Source organism: Lysobacter sp. TAB13, assembly GCF_052113885.1.
In the GTDB taxonomy this organism is placed as follows: Bacteria; Pseudomonadota; Gammaproteobacteria; order Xanthomonadales; family Xanthomonadaceae; genus Lysobacter; species Lysobacter gummosus.
In genome coordinates, this window is sequence record NZ_JBFRDR010000004.1 from 309,850 (window position 1) to 334,712 (window position 24,863).

Sequence of the window (24,863 nt, forward strand, 5' to 3'; positions counted from 1 at the left end):
CGGCGGGTCGAAAAGCGTCGGGGCTGAAGGCCCCTCCCACAAAAGACTTCGCGGCTTTCGCAATCTGTTGTGGGAGGGGCTTTCAGCCCCGATGCCTTTCGATCAGCTACCCGGCCCCCCACACCGGCATTCATCGCGCTTCGCCTTCGCACTGCGCTCGCACGCCATGGCGAAAATAACAGCACGACCGTCATCCTCGTAGCGCTATCCTGTCGCCGTGAAATCACGCCCGCCGTCCTCGCCCGAAGGTTCCGCCACGCACGCCGCCGGCGCCGCGCGGATCGAACCCCTCGCCGGCGATTGGAGCGCGCTGCATTTCGACGACGAACCGCGCCGCGATCCCGCCTCCGACCGCGCCCGCCGCCAGCGCTGGACCCGCATCGCGCTGGCGGTCGCCGCGCTGGCGGTGCTGTCGGCGCTGATCGTGTGGCGGCAACCGCTGTCGGAATGGCTGTGGCCCGACACCCGCCTGCAAAGCCTGCGCGAGCAGGCTGCGCGCGCGCTGGCCGAAGGCCGCCTGACCTCGCCCGACGGCCGCGGCGCGCGCGAGTTGTACGAAGCCGCGCTGGCGCTGGACCCCGACCGCAGCGACGCCCGCACCGGCCTGACCCGCACCGGCGAGGCCGCGCTGCAGCAGGCGCGACAGGCCATCGACGGCGGCCATTTCGAATTCGCCCGCGGCCGTCTGGATCTGGCCCGCGATCTGGCCACCCCGCGCGACCGGGTCGAAACCCTCGCCCAGCGCCTGCGCGAACGCGAAGCCACCCACGCCGGCCTGGACCGGATGGTCGCCGCCGCGGCGAGCGCGCGCGAGCAAGGCCGCCTGGACGGCGCGCCGGACACCGCCCTGCCGCTGTACCAGCGCGTGCTGGAGCTGCAGCCGCAGCGCAACGACGCCCTGGAAGGCCGCGACGACACCCTGGCCGAACTGCTGCAACAGGCGCGCCAGGCCCTGGAAAACGGCGAGCTGGTGCGCGGCGCGCAGGGCATCCAGCGCGCCCAGGAGGCCGATCCGGGCCATGCCGATCTGCCCGACAGCCTCACCGTGCTCGAGCGCCATCTGGAACGCCGCCGCCGCGAAGCCGATCAGGCTCTGCGCCGGCAGCGCCTGGATCTCGCCCTGGCCGCTTATCGCGACCTGCTCGCGGTGCGCGCCGACGACGGCGCCGCGCGCAACGGCCTGGTCGCCATCGCCGATGCCCACGCCGCGCGCGCCGAGCGATTGGCCGCCGATTTCGACTTCGTCCAGGCCGAGGCCGAGCTGGCGCAGGCGCGCGAGATCGCGGTGGCTGCGCCCTCGATCGCGGTCGCGCGCCAGCATCTGGACCGCGCGCGCGAATCGCACAAACGTTTCGACCAAGAGGCGCCGGGCAAGCAGCGCCAGTCCTTGCAGCGCCTGTTGGCGCAGGCCGCGGCCGCCGAACAGCGCGGCGATCTGCTGACCCCGCCCGGCGACAGCGCCTACGACAAATTGCGCGCGGCGCAGGCTATCGCGCCGCAGAATCCGGCCGTGCGCGCCGCCGTGGCGCGGCTGCTGCCGACCGCCAAGCGCTGCTTCGAACGCGAACTCAGCGGCAACCGTCTGGGCCGCGCCGGCGAATGCCTGGACGCGCGCCGCACTCTGGAAGGCAGCAGCGCGCCGTTGCGCGAAGCCGCTTCGCGCCTGGCCCTGCGCTGGATCGCGGTCGGCGACGAGCGCCTGGGCGCGGGCGAAGTGCAGGCCGCGCGCGCTGCCCTGCAGGCCGCGCGTTCGCTCGATGCGTCCGCCCCGGGCTTGCACGAGTTGACCGAGCGGGTGAAGACGGCGCGGGCCGCCGGCGACTGAAGCGCGGCTTCGTATCCGAACAGCGTGCGCGGCGCGCAGACGCTTTTATTTCATCGACGGGCCGTTGTCCTTGCGCAGCTTCGGCGATGTATCAGCGTTTTTTTGTGTAATAGCTCGGGTCCGATTCGGACTTTGAGATTCGTCTGTGCATGATTGGCGCCGACCGGCCCAGAAAGGACGAGCCGGTGGAGCGCGTCGCGGGAGCGTTTGGTTTCGGCGTCGCGCGAGCTGTCATGCATGCACGAATGGAAGAAGACCATGTTCTACAGAATCCTGATCGTTCTGCTTTTAGTCTGCGCCCGGCCGGCATCGGCGCAGGAGCACCTGCGTTATTTCGGTTATTTCGCCAACAACACGTATCAATCCGAGAATCAGGCGCACACCAACATCACCCATGTATGGACCGGCCCTGACCGGACCCAGGCCAGGTCGATCATCCTGGCGGAACTGCAACAGGCCAAGAGTTATGGGATCAAGGCGGTCGTGTCCGTCGACTCCTTCGTGTTCGCCGCCTCCGGCGGCTGCCCGTACGCGAACTCGCCCAGCGCGGCCGCCGATTTCCGCGTGCTGGTGGACGATCTGGTGACCGCGGGTTATCTGGTGCCGAACGATCCGGAAGCGAGCACCGTGGTCGCGTTCTATCCGATCGACGAACCCGAACTGTGCGGGCTGAAGGATCAGGGCGGCGCGCCGCATCCCGCGCTCGCCAACGCGGTCAACGCCATTCGCGGCGATGCCCGCACCAGCAACTTTCCCGTCGCCAGCATCGGCAGCAAGAAATACGACGAGGCGATCCAGGGCCTGCGCCTGTTCGATTGGGTCGGCCTGGACAACTACGGCACCGACAACGACGGCTACTTGTACGACCTGCTGATGCTGAGCTTCAATCTGCGGCCGCAGCAGCGCATCATCGTGGTTCCGCAAGCCGCGCAGGGCGGCATGCTGGACAACAGCTATCACGATCCGGGACGGATGGCCGCCTACGCCAACAGCGAAGCGCGCGTGATCATGTTGATGCCGTTCTTGTGGGGGCATGCCGACACCAACGGCACCCGCGGCATTCCGGCCTTGCGCGACCAATACCGCGAAATCGGTTCGAGGGTGAAGTTCGGGCTGGCGGCGCAGTTCCTCGGCCAGTCGGTGCCGGCGACGATGACGGCGGGGCAGCTCTATCCGGTCAGCATCACCGTCAAGAACACCGGCACCGGCACCTGGGTTGCCGGCAGCCATGTACGCCTGGGTTCGCAGAACCCCATCGACAACAGCACCTGGGGCACGCATCGCGTCGCCTTGCCGGCGACGGTCGCGCCGCAGCAGAGCGTGACCTTCCAGTTCAACGCGCTGGCGCCGTCGGCGCCGGGCCACTACGCGTTCCAATGGCGGATGGTGGCCGACACGCAGGCGTGGTTCGGCGATGCGACGGCGCTCACGACGGTGAACGTCACTCCCGGGCCGAGCGGTTCGATCGGCGTCAGCCCCAGTCCCTGCATCATTTATGCGGGGCAGAGCGCCTGCACGGTCAATATCGGCTGGAACTCCAACCGTGCCGACGCCGAGGTCTGGGTCGCCGATACGCAGAACACCAACCCGGTGCTGTTCGCGCGCGCGCAGACCGGCACCCAGGCCGCGCCCTGGATCACCGAACAGACCGTGCGCTTTTCCCTGCGCAGCGGCGCCACGACGATTTCCAGCGTCGACGTGCGTGGCGTGAGGTCCGACGAGCCGCCGCCGGGCGGGCCGACCAATCCGACCTGCCCGTTGTGCCAGGAGCCGTGATCGAAAGCGATCGACGGTTCGACCGGCTTTGAAATCGGCCCCGGATCGAAAGATCCGGGGCCGTTGTTTTTACGCGGCCGGGGCGGGGTTGCCGGCGGGCGCGGTGGCGCCGGGTCGCGGCGCTTTCCGATCGCAGGATCGGGCGCCGTCCGGTTTGCGTGTCCGGCCCGCATGGCCGTGACGATGGCCTTGCCCGCGCCCGCGCCGCACCCTCGGCGCGGCGATGGGCGATAATGGTCGCATGCCCTTTCTCTGCAGCCTTCCGTCGCCGCGCGCGCCTTACCTGCCGGTGCGCGGACGCGCCCGGCCGCATTCGGGAATCGGTCCGGCATGAGCGCTTCCGCACGATCCGGCGTGTCCGGGATTTGCGCCGCCATAGTCACCTACCACCCGCAGATCGAATTGCTGGAGCAGGTGATCGCCGCGGTGTTGCCGCAGGTCGGACAGGTCGCGATTTTCGACAATGCCAGCACCGGCGCGGCCCTGGAGGCCTATTTCGACGAACTGCGCGCACGCGGCGTGAAGGTGCTGCGCTCGCCGCGCAACGTCGGCCTGGGCAGCGCCATCAACCAGGCCGCGCGCGCCGCGCGTGAGGCCGGTTTCGCCCAGATCCTGCTGATGGACCAGGACAGCATCGTCGATGCCGGCATGGTCGCGACCTTGCACCATCAGCTCAGCCAGTTGCAGACGCACGGCCCGGTCGCCGCGGTCGGGCCGCAGTTCCGCGACCAGCGCACCGGCGAAGTCGCGCCGTTCGTGCGCATCGCTTTTCCGATGAACCGCAAGCTGTTCGGCGGGCCGGGGCAGGTAATCGACTGCGATTTCCTCATCACCTCGGGCACCTTGCTGCCGCTGGACGTGCTCGATGTCGTCGGCGGCATGGACGAGGGTTTGTTCATCGACAACGTCGATATCGAATGGAGCTCGCGCGCGCGCCATCGCGGCTACAAGCTGTTCGGCGTGTGCGATGCGCGCATGCAGCACCGCATCGGTGATCTGGTGCGGGTGTCGAGCCTGTTGCCGTACCGCACCGTCGTCCACAGCCCGACCCGGCTGTACTACATGATGCGCAACCGCGTGCTGCTGTACCGCCGCGCCGAGGTGCCCGGGCGCTGGGCGGCGCAGGATCTGCCGCGGCTGGTGTTGAAGTTCGTCGGCACCGCTTTGTTCCTCAAGCCGCGGCTGGCGTATCTGGGCGCGATGCTGCGCGGTCTGCGCGATGGTGTGCTGGGTCGGCAAGGGCCGATGCCAACCCAAGCGGACTAGAACAGCCCCTCCCACATCGAAGACACGCCGGGAAACGGCCCATCTGCCTGAACCATCGCTTATTCACAGGGTCTGAATGCGCAATGCCCCTGCCGTCCGGCCTGAGCACGGCCCCCGGACGCCTGCGCTAGACTTCCCCGCGACCCCCTGTACGGCACCCCTGTGGCCCGAATCGATTACGACGAAGACGAGCACGACGACGACAGCGACGAGAACGGCAGCGCGCCGAGCTGGCGCCGCCGTCTGGTGACCTGGGCCCTGGCCGCCGTCGGCCTGGGGCTCGGCTTCCTGATTCCGTACACGCTCTACCTCAATCACGAGGTCGGCCAGCGCTTCGGCCAGCTGCAATGGCAGATTCCCACGCGGGTCTATGCGCGGCCGCTGGAACTCGCGCCGGGCCTGGCGCTGGATCCGGCCACGCTGAAGACCGAACTCGACGCGGCTTCCTATCGCGAGGACGGCGGCGAGCGTCCGGGCACCTACGCCCGCGAAGGCGGCAAGTTCACCATCGCCAGCCGCGGTTTCAACGATGTCGACGGCGTGGTGCAACCGCGCCGGATCGAAGTGATCGTCTCCGGCGGCCGCGTCGCCGGCGTGCGCGACCTGACCACGCGCAAGGCGATCCGGGTCGCGCGCCTGGACCCGGCGCGCATCGCCACGCTGTACGGGCAGAAGCAGGAAGAACGGCGGCTGGTGCGCATCGAGGAGGTGCCCGAGCTGTTGGTCACCGGCCTGCAGGCGGTCGAGGACCGCGACTTCAACCACCACATCGGCATCGACATCAGCGGCATGATCCGCGCCGCGTTCAAGAACGTCGCCGCCGGCCGCGCCAAGCAGGGCGCCAGCACCCTGACCCAGCAGCTCGCGCGCAGCGGTCTGCTCGGCATCGGCCAGGAACAGACCCTGACGCGCAAGGGCAAGGAAATCATCTACGCCCTGCTGATCGAGGCGCGCTACGACAAGCGCACCATCCTCGAGGCCTATTTCAATCAGGTCTATCTGGGCCAGCGCGGCTCGCAGGCCATTCACGGCGTCGCCGCCGCGTCGGAGTTCTGGTTCGGCCGCGATCTGCGCGACCTCAACACCGAGCAGGTCGCGCTGCTGATCGGCATCGTGCGCGGCCCGTCCTACTACGATCCGCGCCGCAATCCCGAGCGCGCGCTGCAGCGGCGCAATTTCGTCCTGGGCGAAATGCTTGAGACCCAGCTGATCAAGCAGGAAGAATACGATCGCGCGATCAAGGCGCCGCTGGAAATCACCCAGAACCCGGGCAATATCGCCGCCAACCGTTTCCCGGCCTACGTCGATCTGGTCCGCCGCCAACTGGCGCGCGACTATCCGGCCGATGCGCTGGCCGGCGCCGGCCTGAGCGTGATGAGCGGCATGTCGCCGTCGGCGCAGGCGCAGGCCGAAGGCGCGGTGGCGCGCACGCTCAAGAGCCTGGACAACAAGCGCCGCCCGCCGCTGCAAAGCGGCCTGGTGGTCACCGACGTGCACAACGGCGAAGTGGTGGCGGTGGTCGGCAGCCGCGAGTTCACCCAGCCCGGTTTCAATCGCGCGGTGGAAGCGCAGCGGCCGGTGGGTTCGCTGCTCAAGCCGTTCGTGTATCTGCTGGCGCTGGCGCGGCCCAGTGAGTTCAACCTCGCCAGCTGGATCGACGATTCGCCGGTGACGGTGAAGCTCGGCCGCGGTCGCAACTGGAATCCGGGCAACTCCGACGGCCGCAGCCATGGCCTGGTGCGCATGGTCGATGCGCTGGCCATGTCCTACAACCAGGCCACGGTGCGCATCGGCATGCAGGTCTCGCCGGAGAGCATCGGCGAGTTGGTGCAGAAGCTTGCCGGCATCCAGGCGCCGAACAATCCCTCGCTGATTCTCGGCGCGGTCGATCAAAGCCCGTACGCGATGGCGCAGCTGTACCAGTTCCTCGCCTCCGGCGGCGAAGTGCAGCCGCTGCACGCGGTGCGCGGCGTGCTCGGTGCCGACGGCAAGGCGGTCAAGCGCTACGACAAGGAACCGGCGCCGGCGCAGGAAGGCGACGCGATCGCCGCGCGCCTGATCACCATCGCCCTGCAGCAGGCGATCACCAACGGCACCGGCCGGCAATTGGTCGGCGACGGCCTGGGCCGTCTGTCGCCGGCCGGCAAGACCGGCACCAGCAACGACGGCCGCGACAGCTGGTTCGCCGGCTGGACCGGCGATCATCTGGCGGTGATCTGGGTCGGCAACGATCAGAACCAGACCACCGGCCTGTACGGCGCCACCGGCGCGATGCGGGTGTGGTCGGCGATCTTCTCGCGCCTTCCCACCGCGCCGCTGAAAGTCACCGACAAGGGCCTGGACTGGCAGTCGGTGATCGGCACCAACACCACCGACGCCGCCTGCGTAGGCGCGCGCCGCTTCCCGTTCGTCGCCGGTTTCGCGCCGCAGTACGCGCCGTGTCCCGAGCCGCAGCCCGAGGCCGGCGCGGAGGAATCAGGCGGCGGCTGGCGCTCGTGGTTCGGTATCGGCAAGGACAAGGATGAACCCGCGCGCGAACCGGCGCCGTCGAACAATCCCCCGCCCCCGGAGCAGTAAGCAATGAAGCGCAGTTCCTTAGCCGGCGCCGTCCCCCGCGGCGCCGCAATCGCGGTCCTGACCGCACTGGCCGCGGCCTGCACGGTCGCGCCGCCGCAACCCTCGGCGCTGGCCGAAGCCAATTTCAACGGCGAGGCCGCGGTCGCCGCGGTGCGCGCCGCCGGCGGCGCCGACGCGCGCGAGCTCGACGTGCAGCCGATCCGCGACACTCAGGTCGAGGATCTGCGCCAGCGCGCCGATGCCCTGGAAAAAACCCGCAAATACCCCGAAGCCGCGGCCGCGCTGGATCAGGCGCTGCAGATCAACGGCAACGATCCGGCGCTGCTGCAGGAACGCGCCGAAGCCGCGCTGTATCTGCACCGCCTCGACGACGCCGAACGCTACGCGCAGCAGGCCTACAACGGCGGCTCGCGGGTCGGGCCGCTGTGCCGCCGGCATTGGGCGACCATCGCCCAGGCCAAGCAGGGCCAGCTCGACGGGGTCAACGCGGCGATGAAACTGGCCCAGCGCCAGGATCATTACGACGCGTTGATTCCGCAGCGCACCGCGCTGACCGAGGCGCGCAAGCAAGCGCAGGCCAAGATCGGCGTGTGCACCGTCGCCGCCCAACCGCGCTACTGAGCCTTACATGGAACCCAGCCGCCTTGGCGTCGCCAGTCGTGCCGCGCTGAGCGAAGGCGGCGACCTCGCGCGCAACATCGCCGCGTTCGCGCCGCGATCTGCGCAGCAGGATTTGTCCGTGGCGATCGCCGATGCGTTCGAGTCGCGCTCGACCCTGCTGGCCGAGGCCGGCACCGGCACCGGCAAGACCTTCGCCTACCTGGTGCCGGCGCTGTTGTCGGGGCTGAAGACCATCGTCTCCACCGGCACCCGCGCGCTGCAGGATCAGCTCTATCACCGCGACCTGCCGCGCGTGCGCGACGCGCTGGGCATCGGCTTGAAGACGGCCTTGCTGAAAGGCCGCGCCAACTATCTGTGCAAGTACCGCACCGAGCAGGCCAAGGGCGAGCCGCGCTTCACCAGCCGCGAATACGCCGCCCAGTTCCAGCGCATCGTCAGCTGGGCCGGGCGCACCCGCGCCGGCGATCTGGCCGAACTCGACGCATTGCCGGAAGACTCGCCGCTGCTGCCGATGGTGACCTCCACGGCGGAAAACTGCCTGGGCAGCGAATGCCCGATGTACGCCGACTGCTTCGTCGTGCAGGCGCGCCAGCGCGCGCAGGCGGCGGATCTGGTCGTGGTCAATCATCATCTGCTGCTCGCCGATCTGGCGCTCAAGCAGGAAGGCTTCGGCGAAATCCTGCCCGGCGCGCAGGCCTTCGTGGTCGATGAGGCGCATCAGCTGCCGGAGCTGGCTTCGCAATTCTTCGGCGAAGCGATCAGCGCGCGTCCGCTGGTGGAACTGGCGCGCGACGCGCTGGCCGAATGCAAGACGGTGACCGGCGCGCTGGCGACGGTGCAGGTGCCGGCGCGCGATCTGGAACAAGCCGTGCGCGGCCTGCGCGCGGCGATGGACGACCTGCCGGTGCGCGCGACCCGCCGCCGCGCCGCCGAATTGCCGGCGGTGGAAGCGGCCTTCGACGAACTGGAGCAAGCGCTGCGGGCGATGCAGAACGCGCTCGATTCGCTGCGTGCCGCGGCGCCGGGGTTCGACAGCTGCCACGCGCGGGCGAAGGATTTCGAAACCAAGCTCAAGCGCTGGCGCGGTGCGCCGGTGCCGCGGCCGGTGCAGGAAGAAGCCGAATACGACGACTTCTCGCCGCCGCCGCGCGAGCCGGTGGTCAGCGCCGAGGCGGACGAAACCGCCGATGCCGGGCAGGACGCCGAAGCGCCGGCCGCGCCCGACACCAGCGTGTTGTGGTACGAACTCACCGCGCGCGGCTTCCGCCTGGCGCGCACGCCGCTGGATGTCGCCGGGCCCTTGGCCGAGCATCGCGAACGTTCGCGCGCGGCCTGGGTGTTCACTTCGGCCACGCTCGCGGTCGGCGGGCATTTCCAGCATTACGCGCAAAAGCTCGGCTTGGCCGAGCCCACGACCTTGCTGGCGCCCAGTCCGTTCGACTGGGCGCAACAGGCGCTGCTGTATCTGCCGCCGGGACTGCCCGATCCGGCGGTGCGGCATTACAACGAAAGCCTGGTCGATAAGCTGCGGCCGATCCTGGAAGCCTCCGGCGGCCGCGCTTTCGTGTTGTTCGCCTCGCACCGCGCCCTGCGCGAAACCGCCGAGTTGCTGCGCGGCGGCCCGTGGCCGTTGTTCGTGCAGGGCGAGGCGCCGCGGCACGTGCTGTTGGAACGCTTCCGCGCCTCCGGCAACGGCGTGTTGCTGGGCGCGGCCAGTTTCCGCGAAGGCGTGGACGTGGCCGGCGAGGCGCTGAGCGTGGTGGTGATCGACAAGCTGCCTTTCGCCGCGCCCGACGATCCGGTGTTCGAAGCGCGCCTGGATGCGATCAAGCGCGGCGGCGGCAACCCGTTCCGCGACGAGCAACTGCCGCAGGCGGTGATCGCGCTGAAGCAGGGCGCCGGCCGCCTGATCCGCAGCGAAACCGATCGCGGCGTGCTGGTGCTGTGCGACCCGCGCCTGCTGTCCAAGAGCTACGGCAAGACCTTCCTGGACTCGCTGCCGCCGCTGCCGCGCACGCGCCGGATCGAGGACGTGGCCGATTTCTTCTCCGGCCGGCCGGTGGTACTAGAATCGGCTTCGGCCTCGTCGTCGGACGACGACGATTACTACCGCTGACCTGGGAGGGTGAGAGCATGAGCGAAGACAATCAGACTGCGTCGGCGCGCAAGCCGCGCGTGCACGGACTGGGCGGCGTGTTCTTCAAGGCGCGCGATCCGTCGGCCTTGTCGGCCTGGTACGAGCGCCACCTCGACATCGGCGGGCAGGGCTGGGGCGGCGCGATGTTCTCGTGGCAGCGCGAGGAGACCGGCGAGACCGGCTACACCATCTGGTCGCCGTTCGCGGAGAACACCGAGTATTTCAAGCCCAGCGACAAGCCTTACATGCTGAACTTCCGCGTCGATGATCTGAAGGCCACGCTGCAGGCGCTGCGCGAGGAAGGCTGTCAGGTGCTCGATCGTTATGAGGAAAGCGAGCAGGGCAAGTTCGGGTATGTGGTGGATCCGGAAGGCGGGCTGATCGAATTGTGGCAGCCGAATCCGAATGATCCGGCGGTGGTTGCGGAGTGAGGTGGGTGAGGGGTTGTGTTGCGGGTGATTGATTTTCGCGCGACTACTTCCCCTCATCCGATCGCGCGCGCCCACACTTCGACCTATCCAGTTGCCGCGGCTCCCTCACCCCGTCATTCCCGCGAACGCGGGAATCCAGCGACTTCAAGCGTTCTCGCACGAAAGGCCCTGGATGTTCGGCTCCGCCGAAGTAAAGCAGAGCCCGCGTTCGCGGGAATGACGAGCAAAAAACGAATGCGAGACCCAGGCCGCACCAACGACCGCGCAACACCCAAAGCAACAACCACGAGCAACAATGAACCTCCTAGCCTTCGAAACCTCCACTGAAGCCTGCTCCGTCGCCCTGTGGCTGGACGGCGAAGTGCGCGAACGCTACGAACTCGCGCCGCGCCGTCACGCCGAGCTCTCGCTGCCGTGGGCCGAGCAGTTGCTGGACGAAGCCGGCCTCAAGCGCAGCCAGCTCGACGCAATCGCGATCGGCCGCGGCCCTGGCGCGTTCACCGGCGTGCGCCTGGCGATCTCCCTGGCTCAAGGTGTGGCCCTCGCGCTGGACGTGCCGGTGATTCCGATCTCCACCCTCGCCGTGCTGGCTCTGCGTGCGCAGCCGCTGACCACCGGCGCAGGCCCGCGATGCGTGCTCAGCGCGATCGACGCGCGCATGGGTGAGATCTATGCCGCCGCCTACGAACTGCGCGATGGCGAACCGCTCGTGCTCGACCGCGAAGCAGTGCTCGGTCCCGACGCCGTAGCGCTGCCCGACCTCGGCGACAATGCAGCCGATAATGTATGGTTCGGCGTCGGCACCGGCTTCGCCGCCGCCGACGGTGCCCTGCGCCAGCGCCTGGGCGCGCGTTTCGCCGCGATCGACCCCAACGCGCTGCCGCACGCCGCCGACCTCGCCCGCCTTGCCGCAGCCGCCTACGCACGTGGCGAGAGCGTCGCACCCGAGCGTATCGAACCGGCGTACCTACGCAACAACGTCGCTCTCACCATCGCCGAGCAGGCTGCATTGCGAGCTCGCTCGGAGTAGCTGTTGGCCTTAACGGCCTCATCTTGAGACGGATACCAGTCGTGCTGTGGCGGCGGCACACGCATTACTTCATCTACTAGAGCGCTGTCGGACCAATGGGCACAGTGACAGTGCAGACGGGTCTGCCATAAGGCGCGTACGGTGGCGAATGGCTACGCGTAGAATTTCAGAATCGGTGTTGTTCGTCACATAAATATGATTTTGTACGATTCATTAACGAAATCGAATAGCTATCTAGCTTCGTGTCGGAGCTGTATGTTTCGATACTGAAACATGGCCAATGGGGCGGCGGCGATGGGTGCTAGCCGTTGCAAGCGCTCAGCGAAGTCTCATGGATGGACGATTGGGGATACCGACATCAACACCGACGGTCGCCGGCGACGCCGACGATCCATCTGCATGCGCGATTGGCCTGGAGTCGGTCTGCCGTTTCCGGCGCGTACATAAGACAACAAACCTAAACGAGGTGGCGAAGATGTCGTGGTGGAGACACAAGACGCTCTGGGCGGTGCTGCTGTTCGCAGCGACCGCGGCCGGATGCGGCAAGAGCGACGGCGACCCGCCGATCTCGCAGCAGGCGCCCGCGCTCCGAGCCGATTCGCAACCAGACGTCGGCTTGATGCTGTTCGCCCTGGACATCGGTAACGAATCCAAGGACGACGGTTCCGTCGCTGCGGCCACGCGCTTCGCTCCGCACGACAAGCTCATCGCCTCGATCCGCACCACGGGACAGGGCGAGAACGTGCCGATCTCCGCACGTCTCATCGCCATGGCCAACGGCGCTACGGTGACCGAGTTGCAAAGGACCGTCACTCTGTCGGCGCCTGCCACTACGAATTTGCAGTTCGTCAAGCAAGGCGACGGCGGTTGGAGTCTCGGTCGTTACCTGGTCGAAGTGGACTTCGGCAGTAAGCGGGTTGGACAGCAGGAAATCGAAGTGGCGCAGCCGCCTTCGCCTAACGGCGGGCAGTGAGGGCGCGAGCAGACCGGCCGGCATGCCAGACGCTGCCGGGCGGTTTGCGATGAATCATCGGATTGAGGGCAAATACCCGCGTTGGTGGAGCCCTCGGAGAAAGTCGCATGGAAGACCGCGTTGCTGAAATCGCCCGGACTGCGCTCCCCTTGCTGCGGACGCTTCGATCATCGGAACGGAATGCCGCGGGCCGCTCACGTCTGTTCTGGCTGGCCCCGTTCATTGGCATGCTGGCCTTGCTCACCGCATCGTGGGCTGTGGCCACCAAATATGTCTACGACGACAACGGCCGCCTGGTGGTGACCGTCAATGAACAGTCTGGGGAGAGCGCGCGCTACGTCTACGACAAAGTAGGCAATCTGCTGAAAATCGATCGGCTGGCGGCCGGACAGGTGGCGATTTTCTCATTTACGCCGGCACGCGGCGCCAGTGGGATCACCGTCCGGATCGAAGGTCAGGGGTTCAGCGAGATTCCCACCGACAATCTGGTGCGCTTCAACGGCGTCGCTGCGCCAGTGATCGTCGCCAAGCTCACCGAGTTGGACGTGCTTGTCCCCGCCGGCGCTACCACTGGCCCGTTGACCGTCACTGTCGGCAGCCAGACCGTATCGGGGCCGGCTGATTTCGTCGTTGACGAGAGCGCCATGCCGCCGGTGATCACCGGTGTGACACCGATGATCGGCAACGCCTCGACGGTCGTCACCGTCACGGGGCAACGATTGTATCCCGCGCCGGACATGAGCCGGGTCCTGATCGGCACGCGCGTGGCGGTGCACAGTGATGCCAGTAACACGCAGGTCATATTCGCTGTGCCCAGCCGTGCCGGGTCCGGTAAAATTTCGATCAGTACACCGTACGGCAGCGCACAAACCGAATCGGATTTCGTCGTCTTGCCCACCGGCACGAATCCGGCCGATGTGATCAATGTCGGGCGCATAGCGCTCGATGCGGGCGAGCGTACCGTGGCGACGAACACAGCAGGCCAATCGGTTGCGCTGTTGTTGCCGACGATGGGCGCGGAAATGACCAGCCTGCAGTTCTCCGGGCTGGGCTCTACGAAGCTCACGTACAGCGTCTATGCGCCCGACAATCGCCTGCTGATAACAGGGGAGGCGAGTGGAGAGGTGCCGTCGTTGCATCTGCCGCCGCTTTCCGCTGGCGTGAACTTGCTGTTGTTGAAGCCCGGTGCGCCAGCCTCGTGGAATCTCGCCTGGGAAAAGAATCCCGTGCTGGGCCCGCAGGCAGAACCAGTAGCGATGGCGACGATCGTGGCCAACCAGAGCAAGCGCCTGACGATGAAGCTCGACGTCGGCGGTCATATCGGTATCGGTCTGCACGAATTGCTTACGCCAAACTCGGTTGGCGCAGTCCAGGCTCGGCTGTATCGCCCGGACGGTAGCCAATTGAGCTATGAGAACTGCGACGCCCAAACCAGTAGTTGCGACCTGAACCTAACCGTCGGCATGCCTGGACAATACAGCTTGATCGTGCAGCCCTCCTCTATAGGCGACCGGACGATGTCGTTCAAGGCAAGCCTGAGCGAGGATCGTGCGCTTAGCTTGGCGCCCGCAGTGCCTACAACGCTGATATTGGACCGATTTGGACAGAACGGCCGCTTGTCATTCTCCGCTCAGGCTGGTCAGACATTCGCTTTCCGAGTCGAAGGGCAATCAACCACGCCCGCAGATCGTGATGTTTACTACACGGTCTACAAACCCGACGGCAGCGTGCTGCAGCAGGCACAAAGCAAGTCGGATCTCACCTTGAACCTGGAGGCGTTGGTCGCGGGAAGCTATCTATTGTACGTGGATCCGAAGAATGGCGAGACTTCTACCGCCCAGATCACACTGATTCCAGGCGAAACTGGCGCTATAGGGGCTGGACAGGATCCGCTGTCGTTTTCCACAGCCGCTGCCGGACAGAACATCTACTTCAGCTTTTCGGCCGAACAGGGCGCCAACTTGGGGTTGGGCCTGAGCGAGTTGGCCACGCCAGGCGGCACGGGCCCGGCTACCGTTTATGTTTATCGTCCCGACGGCAGTCAACTGTCCTATGAGTACTGCTACGCCGAGTACAAAGGGTGCGACCTGAACTTGGCGAATCTGCCGGCAGGAGCCTATCGGGCGATGGTGACGCCTCCGGCCACCGGCGCGCGCACGATGTCGTTCAAGACTAGTTTGAGCACGGACCTGATTCTGCCTCTGAGCCTAGACGCCGAACTCCAGGCCATCACTGTTCCCCGTCCAGGACAGAACGCGCGACTGACATTCCAGGCGCAAGCCGGGCAAACGCGAGCCTTTAACGTATCTGCGCAGTCCACTCAGCCGGAGAACGGAAAGGTCTACTACACAGTCTATAAGCCGGACGGAAGTGTGTTGCATCAGGCCGACACACGCGACGACTTGACCTTGAACTTGCCGGGTTTGCCTGCAAGCGGCACATATACGATTTTCATGGATCCGGGGCAGGGTGAAGCGGCTTCGATGCAGGCGAAGCTCGTGTCCGGCCAGGTCGGCGGCCCGGATCCGGGTGGCTCGCTCGGAAGCTTTGCCACGCAAACGCCGGGACAGAACGTCTACTTCACATTTGATGCTGCCAAGGATGCGAACTTGGGACTGGGCATCAGCGACCTGCTGACACCGGGTACCGTGGCTTCGGTGCTTGTTTACGTCTACAAGCCTGGCGGCAGCGAGTTGGCTTCGGTCAACTGCTCCACTTCTGAAAACGGCTGCGATCTGGATCTGGCCATTCCCGAAACCGGCACCTACAACGTCACCGTCATGCCGCCGAGCAACGGCAATCGGACGATGTCGTTCAAGGCGACGTTGAGTGAGGACAAGGTTTCCCCATTGACACTCAACGCTCCGTTGAATTACGAACTGCCCCGGCCGGGTGAGAACGGTCGGCTGACTTTCTCCGCCGAGGCGGGGCAGACATTTGCCCTAAGTTTGACCGGTGCGAAGACCTCGCCGGCGGGCCGCAAAGTGAACTATCGGTTGTATAAGCCCGACGGTGCCTCGCTGTACAACACCATCATCTCGGGCGATCTGACGATCAATCTGTCCAAGTTGCCGGTAAGCGGGCAGTACACGTTGTTCATTGATCCTGATCATGGGGAAACCTATATCGCGCAAGCGACATTGCTGCCCGGAGAGGTTGGCGTGGTCGATGGCGGTACGCCGCCGCGAAGCTTCGCGACCAAAGCCCCCGGCCAGAACGTGTACTTCGAGTTCACCGCCGAGCAAGGCGCGAATCTTGGCTTGGGCATTTCCGATCTGCTGACCGTCGGCACCATCGCCAGTGCTCAAGTGATCGTTTATCGCCCCGATGGCACGCAATTGACCAGCGGTGCCTGCTACGCCACCGATGGTGGGTGTGATCTGGACTTGAGTAACCTGACTGCCGGCACCTACAGCGTCCTGGTGGCGCCGCCGGCGGCCGCAAGCACGATGAGCTTCAATGCCACCGTAAGCGCCGATGCGGTGATCACGCTAGCCACTGACATGCCGGTGAACATGGCGCTGAATCGGCGTGGCCAGAATGCACGGTTGCGCTTTTCCGCCAACGCGGGTCAAACCTTCGCCTTTGGTGTCAGCGGGCAAAACACCGTGCCGGGTGGCCGTAGCGTCAGTTACACGGTCCACAAGCCAGACGGCTCGTTGCTACAACAGGCCAGTACCAGTAGCGCGGTGGCGATGAATCTGTTCGAGCTGCCGGCGAGTGGAGAGTATTTCGTATTCGTCGATCCTCGCGCGGGCGAAACCGTGTCTGCGCAAGTAATCCTGGGCTCGGGCGAGTCGCAGTCGATCGCCGTCGGCGGTGATCCGACCAGTTTCCTGACTCGAATCAACGGTCAATACGCCTATTTCTCGTTCAATGCGACCCAAGGAGCCAACCTGGGTCTGGGCATCAGCGACCTGGCCACGCCGGGAACGATCGCCGGAGCATCGGTATACGTGTATCGCCCCGACGGCACCCAGTTGACCAGTCGCTCGTGCTACGCGACGGACGGCGGATGCGACCTCGATCTGGCAGGACTTGCCGCCGGCCGCTACACGGCCATCGTCTATCCGCCGAGCAACGGAAATGGGGTGATGACCTTCAATCTCACTGTCAGCCCCGACGTCGTTAATAGCTTGACGCCGAACACGCCTCTGGATTTGTCGTTGCCACGCCGCGGCCAGAATGCGCGGCTGAAATTCGCTGCCAACCTTGGCCAGACATTTGTGTTCAACGTGACCAACCAGATCTCTATGCCGGTGGGGCGCAAAGTTTATTACTCAGTGAACAAGCCCGACGGGGGATTGTTGCAGCAGGGCTACGCAGTGTCGGGCCTGACCATGAACCTGCCCGATCTACCGGTCAGTGGCGATTACACGCTTTTCGTCGATCCAGAGAGCGGCGAATCCGCGAGCTCGCAGGTAAAGCTGTCAGTCGGTCAGTCGGCGGACCTGCAATTCGGTGGCGCACCACACAGCTTCACCGCCGAGGCGCCTGGACAAAATGTTTATTTCAAGTTCGATGCCCAGCAAGGCGCCAACGTCGGCATCGGTATCGCTGATCTGACCATAGCCGGATCGAACGGTGCAGGGGCGACGGTGTACGTATATCGCGCGGATGGTTCTCAAGTAACCAGTCGTGGCTGCAGCCCGAGCGACAACGGCTGCGACGTGGATCTATGGAATCTGGCGGCCGGTCGTTACTCCGTCGTGGTCATCCCGAACAGCGGTGCGGGAGTGCTGAACTTCAGTGTTTCAGCCAGTCTGGACGCCGTGCACGTCTTGACTCCCGACGTTGCGAAGGCGCTGACTCTGTCGCGCCGCGGCGAGAATGCGCGCCTGAAGTTCGCCGCTAACGCGGGCCAGAGCTTCGCATTCGGCATTGCCAGCCAAACCACTATGCCAAGCGGTCGCAAGGTGTACTACACGGTCTACAGGCCGGATGGCACCGTGCTTCAGCAGGCCTACGCCACCGGGCCGGCGACGATGAATCTTTATGAGCTGCCGGTCAGCGGCGAATACATGCTTTTCGTTGATCCCGAAAGCGGCGAAACCGCGAATATGCAGGTGACTCTGCTGACGGGCCAAACCGCGGAATTGCAGCCAGGCAGTGCGGAGCGCAGCTTCTCCACTCAGTCGCCCGGGCAGTACGGTTACATCCGGTTCGATGCCCAACAGGGCGCGAATGTCGGAATAGGCATCGGCAGCCTGATCATCAGCCAAGGCTCGGCGACCGTGTATGTGGATCGAGCGAACGGATCGCGCGTCACCAGCCGAGGCTGCAGCACCGATGACAACGGCTGCGATCTGGATCTGTGGAACCTGGAGGCTGGGCGTTACACCGTCACGGTCATCCCGAACGTCAACACCGCGACGATGAGCTTCAACGCTGCCGTAAGTCTGGATGCTGCGCATGTACTGACGCCGGGCTCGTCGTTGAATCTGGCACTTGCGCGAATCGGCGAGAACGCTCGGCTCAGATTCTCTGCCAGCGCCGGTGAGTCCTTCGCTTTCAGCGTATCCGGGCAAAACACGGTGCCGACGGGGCGCCGCGTCTACTACACCGTATACAAGCCCGATGGCAGCGTTCTGCAGCAGAGCTACACCACGACGACGCTGACTATGAATATCGCCAATGTGCCGGTCAGCGGTGAGTACCTGTTGTTCGTTGATCCGAACAGTGGCGAGGCGGTGAGTGCGGTGGTGGGGCTGCTGGCCGGACAGTCTTCCACCTTGATGGCGGATGGCACTTCGGCGAACTTGTCGACGCAATTGTCCGGGCAGAACGCTTATCTGGATTTTACTGCCGCGCAAGGTGCCAATTTCCGTCTGGCGATCAGCGCTTTGACGACGCCGAATACAGTTGCCGCTGCGATGGTCTACATCTATCGCAGCGACGGCACTCAGGTGACCAGCCTAGCCTGCTACGCCTCCGATGGCGGGTGTGGTGTGGACCTGCGCAACCTGTCGGCGGGGCGTCATACCGTTTCAATTTTTGCTCCTGCAAATGGTAGCGGGACGATGAGTTTTTCCGCGGCATTGCGTACGTTGCCCAACTGAGCATCGGCTCCCGCCAGGCGAGTATCTCGGCGCTGTGGTTCTCTAATTGATAAAACAGCTTCAGGAAGATCTAGGTCATGAACCGTATCGAGCAGGGAAAGCGCAAATCTTGGCGGATCGGCACGATCGCGCTGGCCCTGGGGCTATCGCTGGGCGCGGCATTGCTGCGGCCGGGCGAAGTGGTCGCGGCGCTGGATCCGCTACCGGTATCGTTGTCGCAACAGCTGGCGCTGCAATCGCGCGAAGTAAGCGCGCAGTTGCCCGACGGCCGTTGGCTGGTGCTCGAGCGCGACGGCCGTGGCCTCAGCCTGCGCCGCGACGATTCGAAGGGCAGTCAGGTGCGGCGCTGGCCGCTGATCTCGCCGCGCCGCCTAGCGAGCGTGAACGTGCTGGCCGACGGTCGGGTGCTTGTGTGGGGAGGCGTGGACGATGCTGGCAGGGTGCAGGACGAAGGCCTGTGGTTCGATCCGGCGGCGCAGACGCTATCCCCGGCGCAGGTGCCGGGCTTGGCGCCGCGTGCGGGCCATGCGGCGACGTTGCTGAGCGATGGCCGGTTGTTGGTGAGCGGCGGCTGGACGCCGGGCGTGGCGGGCGTGGCCAAGGCGGAAGTGTGGGATGCGCGCGACGGAGTGGTGCAGGTGGTGGACGGCGCCTGGACGCAGCCGCGGCTGGGGCATACCGGTTCGCTGGAAGGCGACGGCACGGTGCGGCTGTCTGGAGGCGTGGACGCGCAGGGCCGGCGGGTGAGCGGCGATGCCCACTTCGATCCGCAGGCACAGCGCTTCGGGCCGGCGGTGCCAGCCGTGGCCGATGCCAAGAATGCGGCGCCGGTGCTGTCGGGTTCGTGGCCGGCGGCGAAGGCGCAGAACGTGTCGCCGGACGGCCGGCTGTGGCTGCGCTTTAACCAGCCGCTGCAAGCGGCGGAAGTGAACGCCAGCAGTGTGGTGTTGTTCGGCCCCGGCGGCCGCACCGCCGCGAAGGTGGTGCCGGCCGAAGGCGGTCGCTTGGCGTTCGTAACGCCGCAGCAGGCGCTGTTTCCGGATTCGCCGTACACGCTGCTGATCGATGGCGTGCGCGGCCGCAACGGCCAGTCGCTGGCGACCACGGCGATCGATTTCCGCACCGCTGCGTTGAACGCTGCCCAGTTGCCGGCAACGGCGCAGAGCGAAGTGCAGATCACAGGTGAAGGCGAAGCACGTCGATGCGCGCAGAAGGGCGCGTGGTACGCGCCATGCCGAGCGCGCTCGGAACTCAACGACGCCGTGTGGTATCCCGGCGCGGATAACACCGACAGTCGCTGGCGTATCTATACTCAGGATGAGGCGCCGACGCCGAATCCGTCGATGGCCAAGACCGCGGCGCTGTACGGCGTGACGGTGGTGCGCGGACGGGTGGTGCGGATCGACGAACAGCCGGTGGCGAACGTGGAAGTCAGCATCGGCGCGAACAAGGCGCGGACCGACGCGGACGGCTGGTTCACCTTGCTGGACGCGACGCCGGGCTGGCAGGAACTGTACGTGGACGGCAGTACGGCCAATAGCGCGCAGGCTGAGTACGGCCAATTCGTGGTCGGCATGCGCGTGGCCAAGGGCAAGCTGACGGAACTGAACTATCTACTGCACCTGCCGCGGATCACCGCGCGCGACAAGATCCAGATTGCCTCGCCGTTGAAGCAGGAGATGCGCATCGGCCATCCGGACATGCCGGGCCTGGAGTTGCGGATCCCGGCGGGCGCGGTGATCCGCGACCGCAAGGGGCGGTTGGTGACCGAACTGGCGATCGTGCCGACGCCGGTGAACCGCGCGCCGTTCCCGGTGAAGGAAAATCACCCGATGGCGTTCACGCTGGAACCGGGTGGCGCGCAGGTGCAAGGTCTGACGCCGACGGCGTCGGGTGGGATCCGGGTGTATTACCCGAACTACGACCGCAAGCCGGCGGGGACAGTGGCGGACTTCTGGATCTACGACCCGCGCGAAGGCTGGCGCGTGTACGGCCAAGGCACGGTATCGGCGGACGGACGCCAGTTCGAACCCGAGCGCGGGGTGGCGCTGCACCAGACGATGGGCGGTATGTACAGCGTGCCCAATAACGATCCGCCGCCGAAGGATGGTATGCCGCCGGATCAGAGCGGCGAATGCCCCGATTCGAAGTGCGCGGACCAGAACGCTAAGGCGGGTGGTGCGGGCACCGAGGGCGACCCGGTCGACTTGCACACTGGCGATTTCATCTACGCCGACACCGACGTGACGATCAACGACGTGGTGCCGCTGTCGCTCGAGCGGCACTACCGGCCGCGTGACATGGGCAAGCGCGAATTCGGGCTGGGCATGTCGCTTGGGTACGGCCATTATTTGCAGCGCACCTCCGATGACTATGCGGCCATCCGCATCGTGCTTCCGAATGGTTCGGCCGTGCAGTTCGATCGCTTATCGGGCACCGGTCCGCAAGGCGAATGGCGCCAGAATGGATCGCGCACCGGCTATGCGGGCGCCGTGATGCGCTCGATCTTCGACTCAGATCCGGAACAACCATATGGCCGTGCGTACCGGGTGACTTTGCGCGACGGCGCGACGATGCAGTTCGGTAGCTATAACAACACTCGGCTTCAATGGGTGCAGGACCGGTTCGGCAACCAGACCCGATTGGTCTACAGCGCGGGCCTGCTGACTCAATTGGTATCGCCGAACGGACGAACTGTGAAGTTTACGTATGATGCACAGAACCGGATCAAAACGGCGCAGGATCACACCGGTCGCAGCTGGACCTACGACTACAACGACAAGGGTCTGCTCTCGACGGTGACCTATCCGGACCAGACGGCCAAGCGCTACACCTATTTGGTGAGTACGTTTGCCGATGACTTCGACGTATGCCCGTCGGGGATCAACGTCGATCCGCGCTATTGCCTGTATGCGAAGGACCACAAGAAGTTCGGCACGTACCTACAGCAACATGTGATGGAGTCGGTGACAGACCGCCGTGGGAATCGCGTGGTCTATAACGAATATCCGAAGTACGGTAGCTGGATCGGCCGGATATCCAGGCAGACGCTGGCGGATAACAGCGTTTACGCATTCAATTATAGCAACACGCCGGAAGGGCTGTTGGCAGTGCTGGTGACGCGTCCGGACGGAGTCAAGCGCCGAGTGTTGTTCGACGAAAACGCCGCGCCGTATCCGATCAGCGATACCTATGGATACGGCACGGACAAGGCGCAGACGTACTTGTTCGAGCGCTATGCGTCGGGGCAAGTCAAGGCGCGCACCGATCCGTTGGGGCGCAAGACCGAGTATCAGTACAACGCCGCAAGCCAGGTCACGCAGGTGACGGGCATGGCGGGTACGCCGAAGGCGCAATCGATCCGGATGTCGTACTACGATAATGGCGACCTTCGCAGTGTGACCGATCCGTTGAATCGCACGACGACACTGCAATACACGGACGGCTGTTTGAGCCGGATTACCGATCCGCTGAACCGCAGCACCCAGATCGTGTGCAATTTCGCGGGCCAGCCGCTGACGACCACCGATGCGAAGGGCTACACGATGGCCTACCACTACGAGGGCGGCGAATTGGCGGCGGTGATCGATCCGTTGGGCCGTGCCACCGGTATGGCCTATGACACGCTGGGCCGGGTGGTGGTGGTGCGTGATACGGAAGGCCGGATCGCACGGCGCACCTACGATAGTAACGATCGGGTGCGGACCGTGACCGATCCGATGCAGCGGACCACCGAGATCAGTTACGACAACAACGGCAACGTCTCGGCGGTGCTATTGCCGCATGGCAACGGCATTACCTACGTCTACGACGAACGGGACCGGGTAAAGGAGCGTCGCGACAGCCTGGATCAGGTCGAGACGTGGACGTATTTTGACGGCGACCGGGTCAAGGCCCATAAGAACCGCCGCGATCAAATCTCGACTGTCAGCTACGACGTATTGGGACGTCCAGATAAGGTGACGCTCGCGGACGGCAGCACCCAGACCGTCGTGTACGACGCCGCCGACCGCCGCCGCCAGCTGATAGACACGGCCGCCGGAACCTTGAGCTGGGAGTACGACGAGTTCGACCGCGTGCGCAGCGAAACCAGCGCCGCTGGCACGGTGACGTACGATTACGACGAAGTAGGGAGGCGTATCGGCATGACCGCTGGGAGCCAGGCCAAGGTCGAGTACCGTTACGACGACGGCGATCAGTTGCGCCGGATCTTGCAGGGTACGGAAGAAGTCGCATTCGACTACGACGAGATTGGTCGTCGTAAGACGATGACATTGCCGAATGGCGTAACGGCGGCATACGACTTCAACGATGCGGGCGATCTGGTCGGACTGGCTTACGCCAAGGCTGATGGGGCGGTATTGGGCGCTATGGGCTACGGCTATGATCGAATCGGTCGCCGCATAGCGCAAACGGGTTCATGGGCGAACACCTTGTTGCCTGCGGCGAGTGACGGCAGCGCGTTCGACGACAATCATCGGCAGATCCAATACCACGCCCAAACATTGCGCTATGACACCAATGGCAACCTGATCGACGACGGCACCCGCACCTATGTGTGGAATAACCGCGATCAGTTGGTGTCGATCCAGCAGGGCGGCCAGACGATCGCCAGCTATGTGTACGACCCGCTGGGCCGCCGTGCGGGAAAAACCGAGAACGGCCAGACGGTGCAATATTTGCACGATGGCCTGGACGCGGTGCAAGAGACGCGCGGCGCGGTGGTGAGTGGCATCTTGACCGGTATGGGCATCGACGAACGCTTTGCGCGCACTGACGTATCAGGCCGAACGTATTTTCTGACCGACGCGTTGGGCAGCACGAAGGCGTTGTCGAACGCGAGTGGCGCGGTGGTGCAGCGCTACGACTATACGCCCTATGGTCAGACTGAGGCGTCGCAGGGCGGGTTTAGTAATCCATACCAGTACGCGGGGCGCGAACGGGACGATAGCGGACTGTATTACTATCGGGCCCGCTACTACCATCCCGGGATGGCGCGGTTTATCAGTGAGGATCCGATTGGGTTGGCAGGTGGGATAAATACATATGCCTATGTCGGGGGGAACCCAATCTCGTATACCGACCCACTTGGATTGGAGGCGGGGGCAGCATACAGAGTGGTCTATCTTGCCGACGGTGGAACTGGGCAAAGCACAGGGGGGCGAGCGCCAGATTTCATTCAGTTGTCGGCATCGGTATATGTGATTGGCGCCAGCCTCACACTGAGCCGTAGCGGCAATATCTTTGCGTCTGGCGGTTTCGCGAAAGCATATCCAAACTGGGTACGTGGACTTAGCTTCTCGTTGAACGGAGGAAGCTTGATGTCGTATTGCCCCAATGCAAAAGAGCAAGGAGCTAAAACCGACAAGTTCCTTACGAGTCTTGGCTATTCCGCCACTGCACACGACGTGTTCGGCGGAGGTGTTGCATATTCCCCAGGCAGTGGTGGTGCGGTCCTCTACGGCGTGGGGGCTGGCGTGGAAGTCTCGCCTGGTTCCGTCGGTGCTCAGACGTCGTGGTCGCTTCCGGGGTGGTGATGTCGCTGCGATCCATTATCAAGAATGTGCTTGGCTTGGCTTTCATAGCCTTCTGCTTGTACTTCGTTGTTAGCCACATGCGTTACCTGAGTAAATCAGTGAGGCCAAGTCGAGAGGTCATCAATAGAGAGCTGGAAGAGGTGATTGCAGCGTTCCCCGGTGACAAGTTATCCGCCGTGGAAATTTTTGACAAAAAATCTGTCTACATTTCTGCTCGCGTGCAAATGAAGGGGGCACGCTATGTGCTCGCCGCGGAGGATGGCCAGAAGCGGATGGAAGCGCATAGCTGGCGCAAGGTGCGTGTGGCGTACGGAGGCATTGATCGTTACTGCAAAGGCGATCTCGTTGCGGAAATCACCCCGTTAGGATCGGGCGGCGCATACGCTCTGCAAGTCAACTGGGGCAATGCTGACGCCGTTTGCCAGTCCAAATAGCCATGCCTTCTGAATACAAACTCTGCCCTCACCGGCGGGATTTTGTTTGGGTCTTAGGAAGCAAAGCTGCCCCATAACGCAGCTATCTTCCTGAAATGCAAAAGAAAAACAGGTATTACCGCCGTTCGAAAATCAGCGAGGCCCGATTTCGGGCGCTCGTGCGCTGTTGGTCACTGGATCTCACCGCCACCAACACC

At 64.8% G+C, this 24,863-nt stretch carries 12 protein-coding genes and 1 pseudogene; all 13 read left to right on the forward strand.

Features of this window, described 5'->3' with window-relative positions; all coding sequences use genetic code 11:
* Positions 1-217 precede the first annotated feature (217 nt).
* Complete coding sequence (locus AB4Y92_RS07460) at positions 218-1,825, forward strand: hypothetical protein (protein WP_441819037.1); 1,608 nt, start codon at positions 218-220, stop codon at positions 1,823-1,825.
* A gap of 258 nt (positions 1,826-2,083) precedes the next feature.
* Positions 2,084-3,601 carry an NBR1-Ig-like domain-containing protein gene (locus tag AB4Y92_RS07465; RefSeq protein WP_441819038.1) on the forward strand — a complete coding sequence of 506 codons (1,518 nt, stop codon included), beginning with the start codon at positions 2,084-2,086 and terminating at the stop codon, positions 3,599-3,601.
* A 330-nt stretch (positions 3,602-3,931) separates the two neighbouring features.
* Positions 3,932-4,867, forward strand: coding sequence for a glycosyltransferase family 2 protein (locus tag AB4Y92_RS07470; RefSeq protein ID WP_441819039.1), 936 nt, complete (start codon positions 3,932-3,934; stop codon positions 4,865-4,867).
* A gap of 162 nt (positions 4,868-5,029) precedes the next feature.
* The gene (mrcB, locus tag AB4Y92_RS07475) at positions 5,030-7,444 is read left to right on the forward strand and encodes a penicillin-binding protein 1B (protein ID WP_441819040.1); all 2,415 of its coding nucleotides are present in this window, start codon (positions 5,030-5,032) and stop codon (positions 7,442-7,444) included.
* 3 nt (positions 7,445-7,447) lie between these two features.
* Positions 7,448-8,065, forward strand: coding sequence for a hypothetical protein (locus AB4Y92_RS07480; protein ID WP_441819041.1), 618 nt, complete (start codon positions 7,448-7,450; stop codon positions 8,063-8,065).
* 7 nt (positions 8,066-8,072) lie between these two features.
* The gene (locus AB4Y92_RS07485; RefSeq protein ID WP_441819042.1) at positions 8,073-10,181 is read left to right on the forward strand and encodes an ATP-dependent DNA helicase; all 2,109 of its coding nucleotides are present in this window, start codon (positions 8,073-8,075) and stop codon (positions 10,179-10,181) included.
* 17 nt (positions 10,182-10,198) lie between these two features.
* Positions 10,199-10,633 (forward strand): VOC family protein, encoded by a 435-nt coding sequence (locus tag AB4Y92_RS07490; RefSeq protein ID WP_441819043.1) that lies wholly within the window; start codon positions 10,199-10,201, stop codon positions 10,631-10,633.
* Positions 10,634-10,928: 295 nt separating this feature from the next.
* Complete coding sequence (gene tsaB, locus AB4Y92_RS07495) at positions 10,929-11,663, forward strand: tRNA (adenosine(37)-N6)-threonylcarbamoyltransferase complex dimerization subunit type 1 TsaB (RefSeq protein WP_441819044.1); 735 nt, start codon at positions 10,929-10,931, stop codon at positions 11,661-11,663.
* Between the two features lie 331 nt (positions 11,664-11,994).
* The gene (locus AB4Y92_RS07500) at positions 11,995-12,636 is read left to right on the forward strand and encodes a hypothetical protein (protein ID WP_441819045.1); all 642 of its coding nucleotides are present in this window, start codon (positions 11,995-11,997) and stop codon (positions 12,634-12,636) included.
* Positions 12,637-12,743: 107 nt separating this feature from the next.
* Positions 12,744-18,695: an IPT/TIG domain-containing protein gene (locus AB4Y92_RS07505; RefSeq protein ID WP_441819046.1), complete on the forward strand. Its 5,952-nt coding sequence runs from the start codon at positions 12,744-12,746 to the stop codon at positions 18,693-18,695.
* A 77-nt stretch (positions 18,696-18,772) separates the two neighbouring features.
* A complete protein-coding gene (locus tag AB4Y92_RS07510) occupies positions 18,773-24,232 on the forward strand; it encodes an RHS repeat-associated core domain-containing protein (RefSeq protein WP_441819047.1) in 5,460 nt (1,819 codons plus the stop codon).
* The gene (locus tag AB4Y92_RS07515; RefSeq protein ID WP_441819048.1) at positions 24,232-24,666 is read left to right on the forward strand and encodes a hypothetical protein; all 435 of its coding nucleotides are present in this window, start codon (positions 24,232-24,234) and stop codon (positions 24,664-24,666) included. The genes AB4Y92_RS07510 and AB4Y92_RS07515 overlap by 1 nt, the downstream gene beginning before the upstream one ends.
* A 95-nt stretch (positions 24,667-24,761) precedes the next feature.
* Positions 24,762-24,863 (forward strand): annotated as a pseudogene (locus AB4Y92_RS07520) (IS1595 family transposase); the annotation flags it as partial.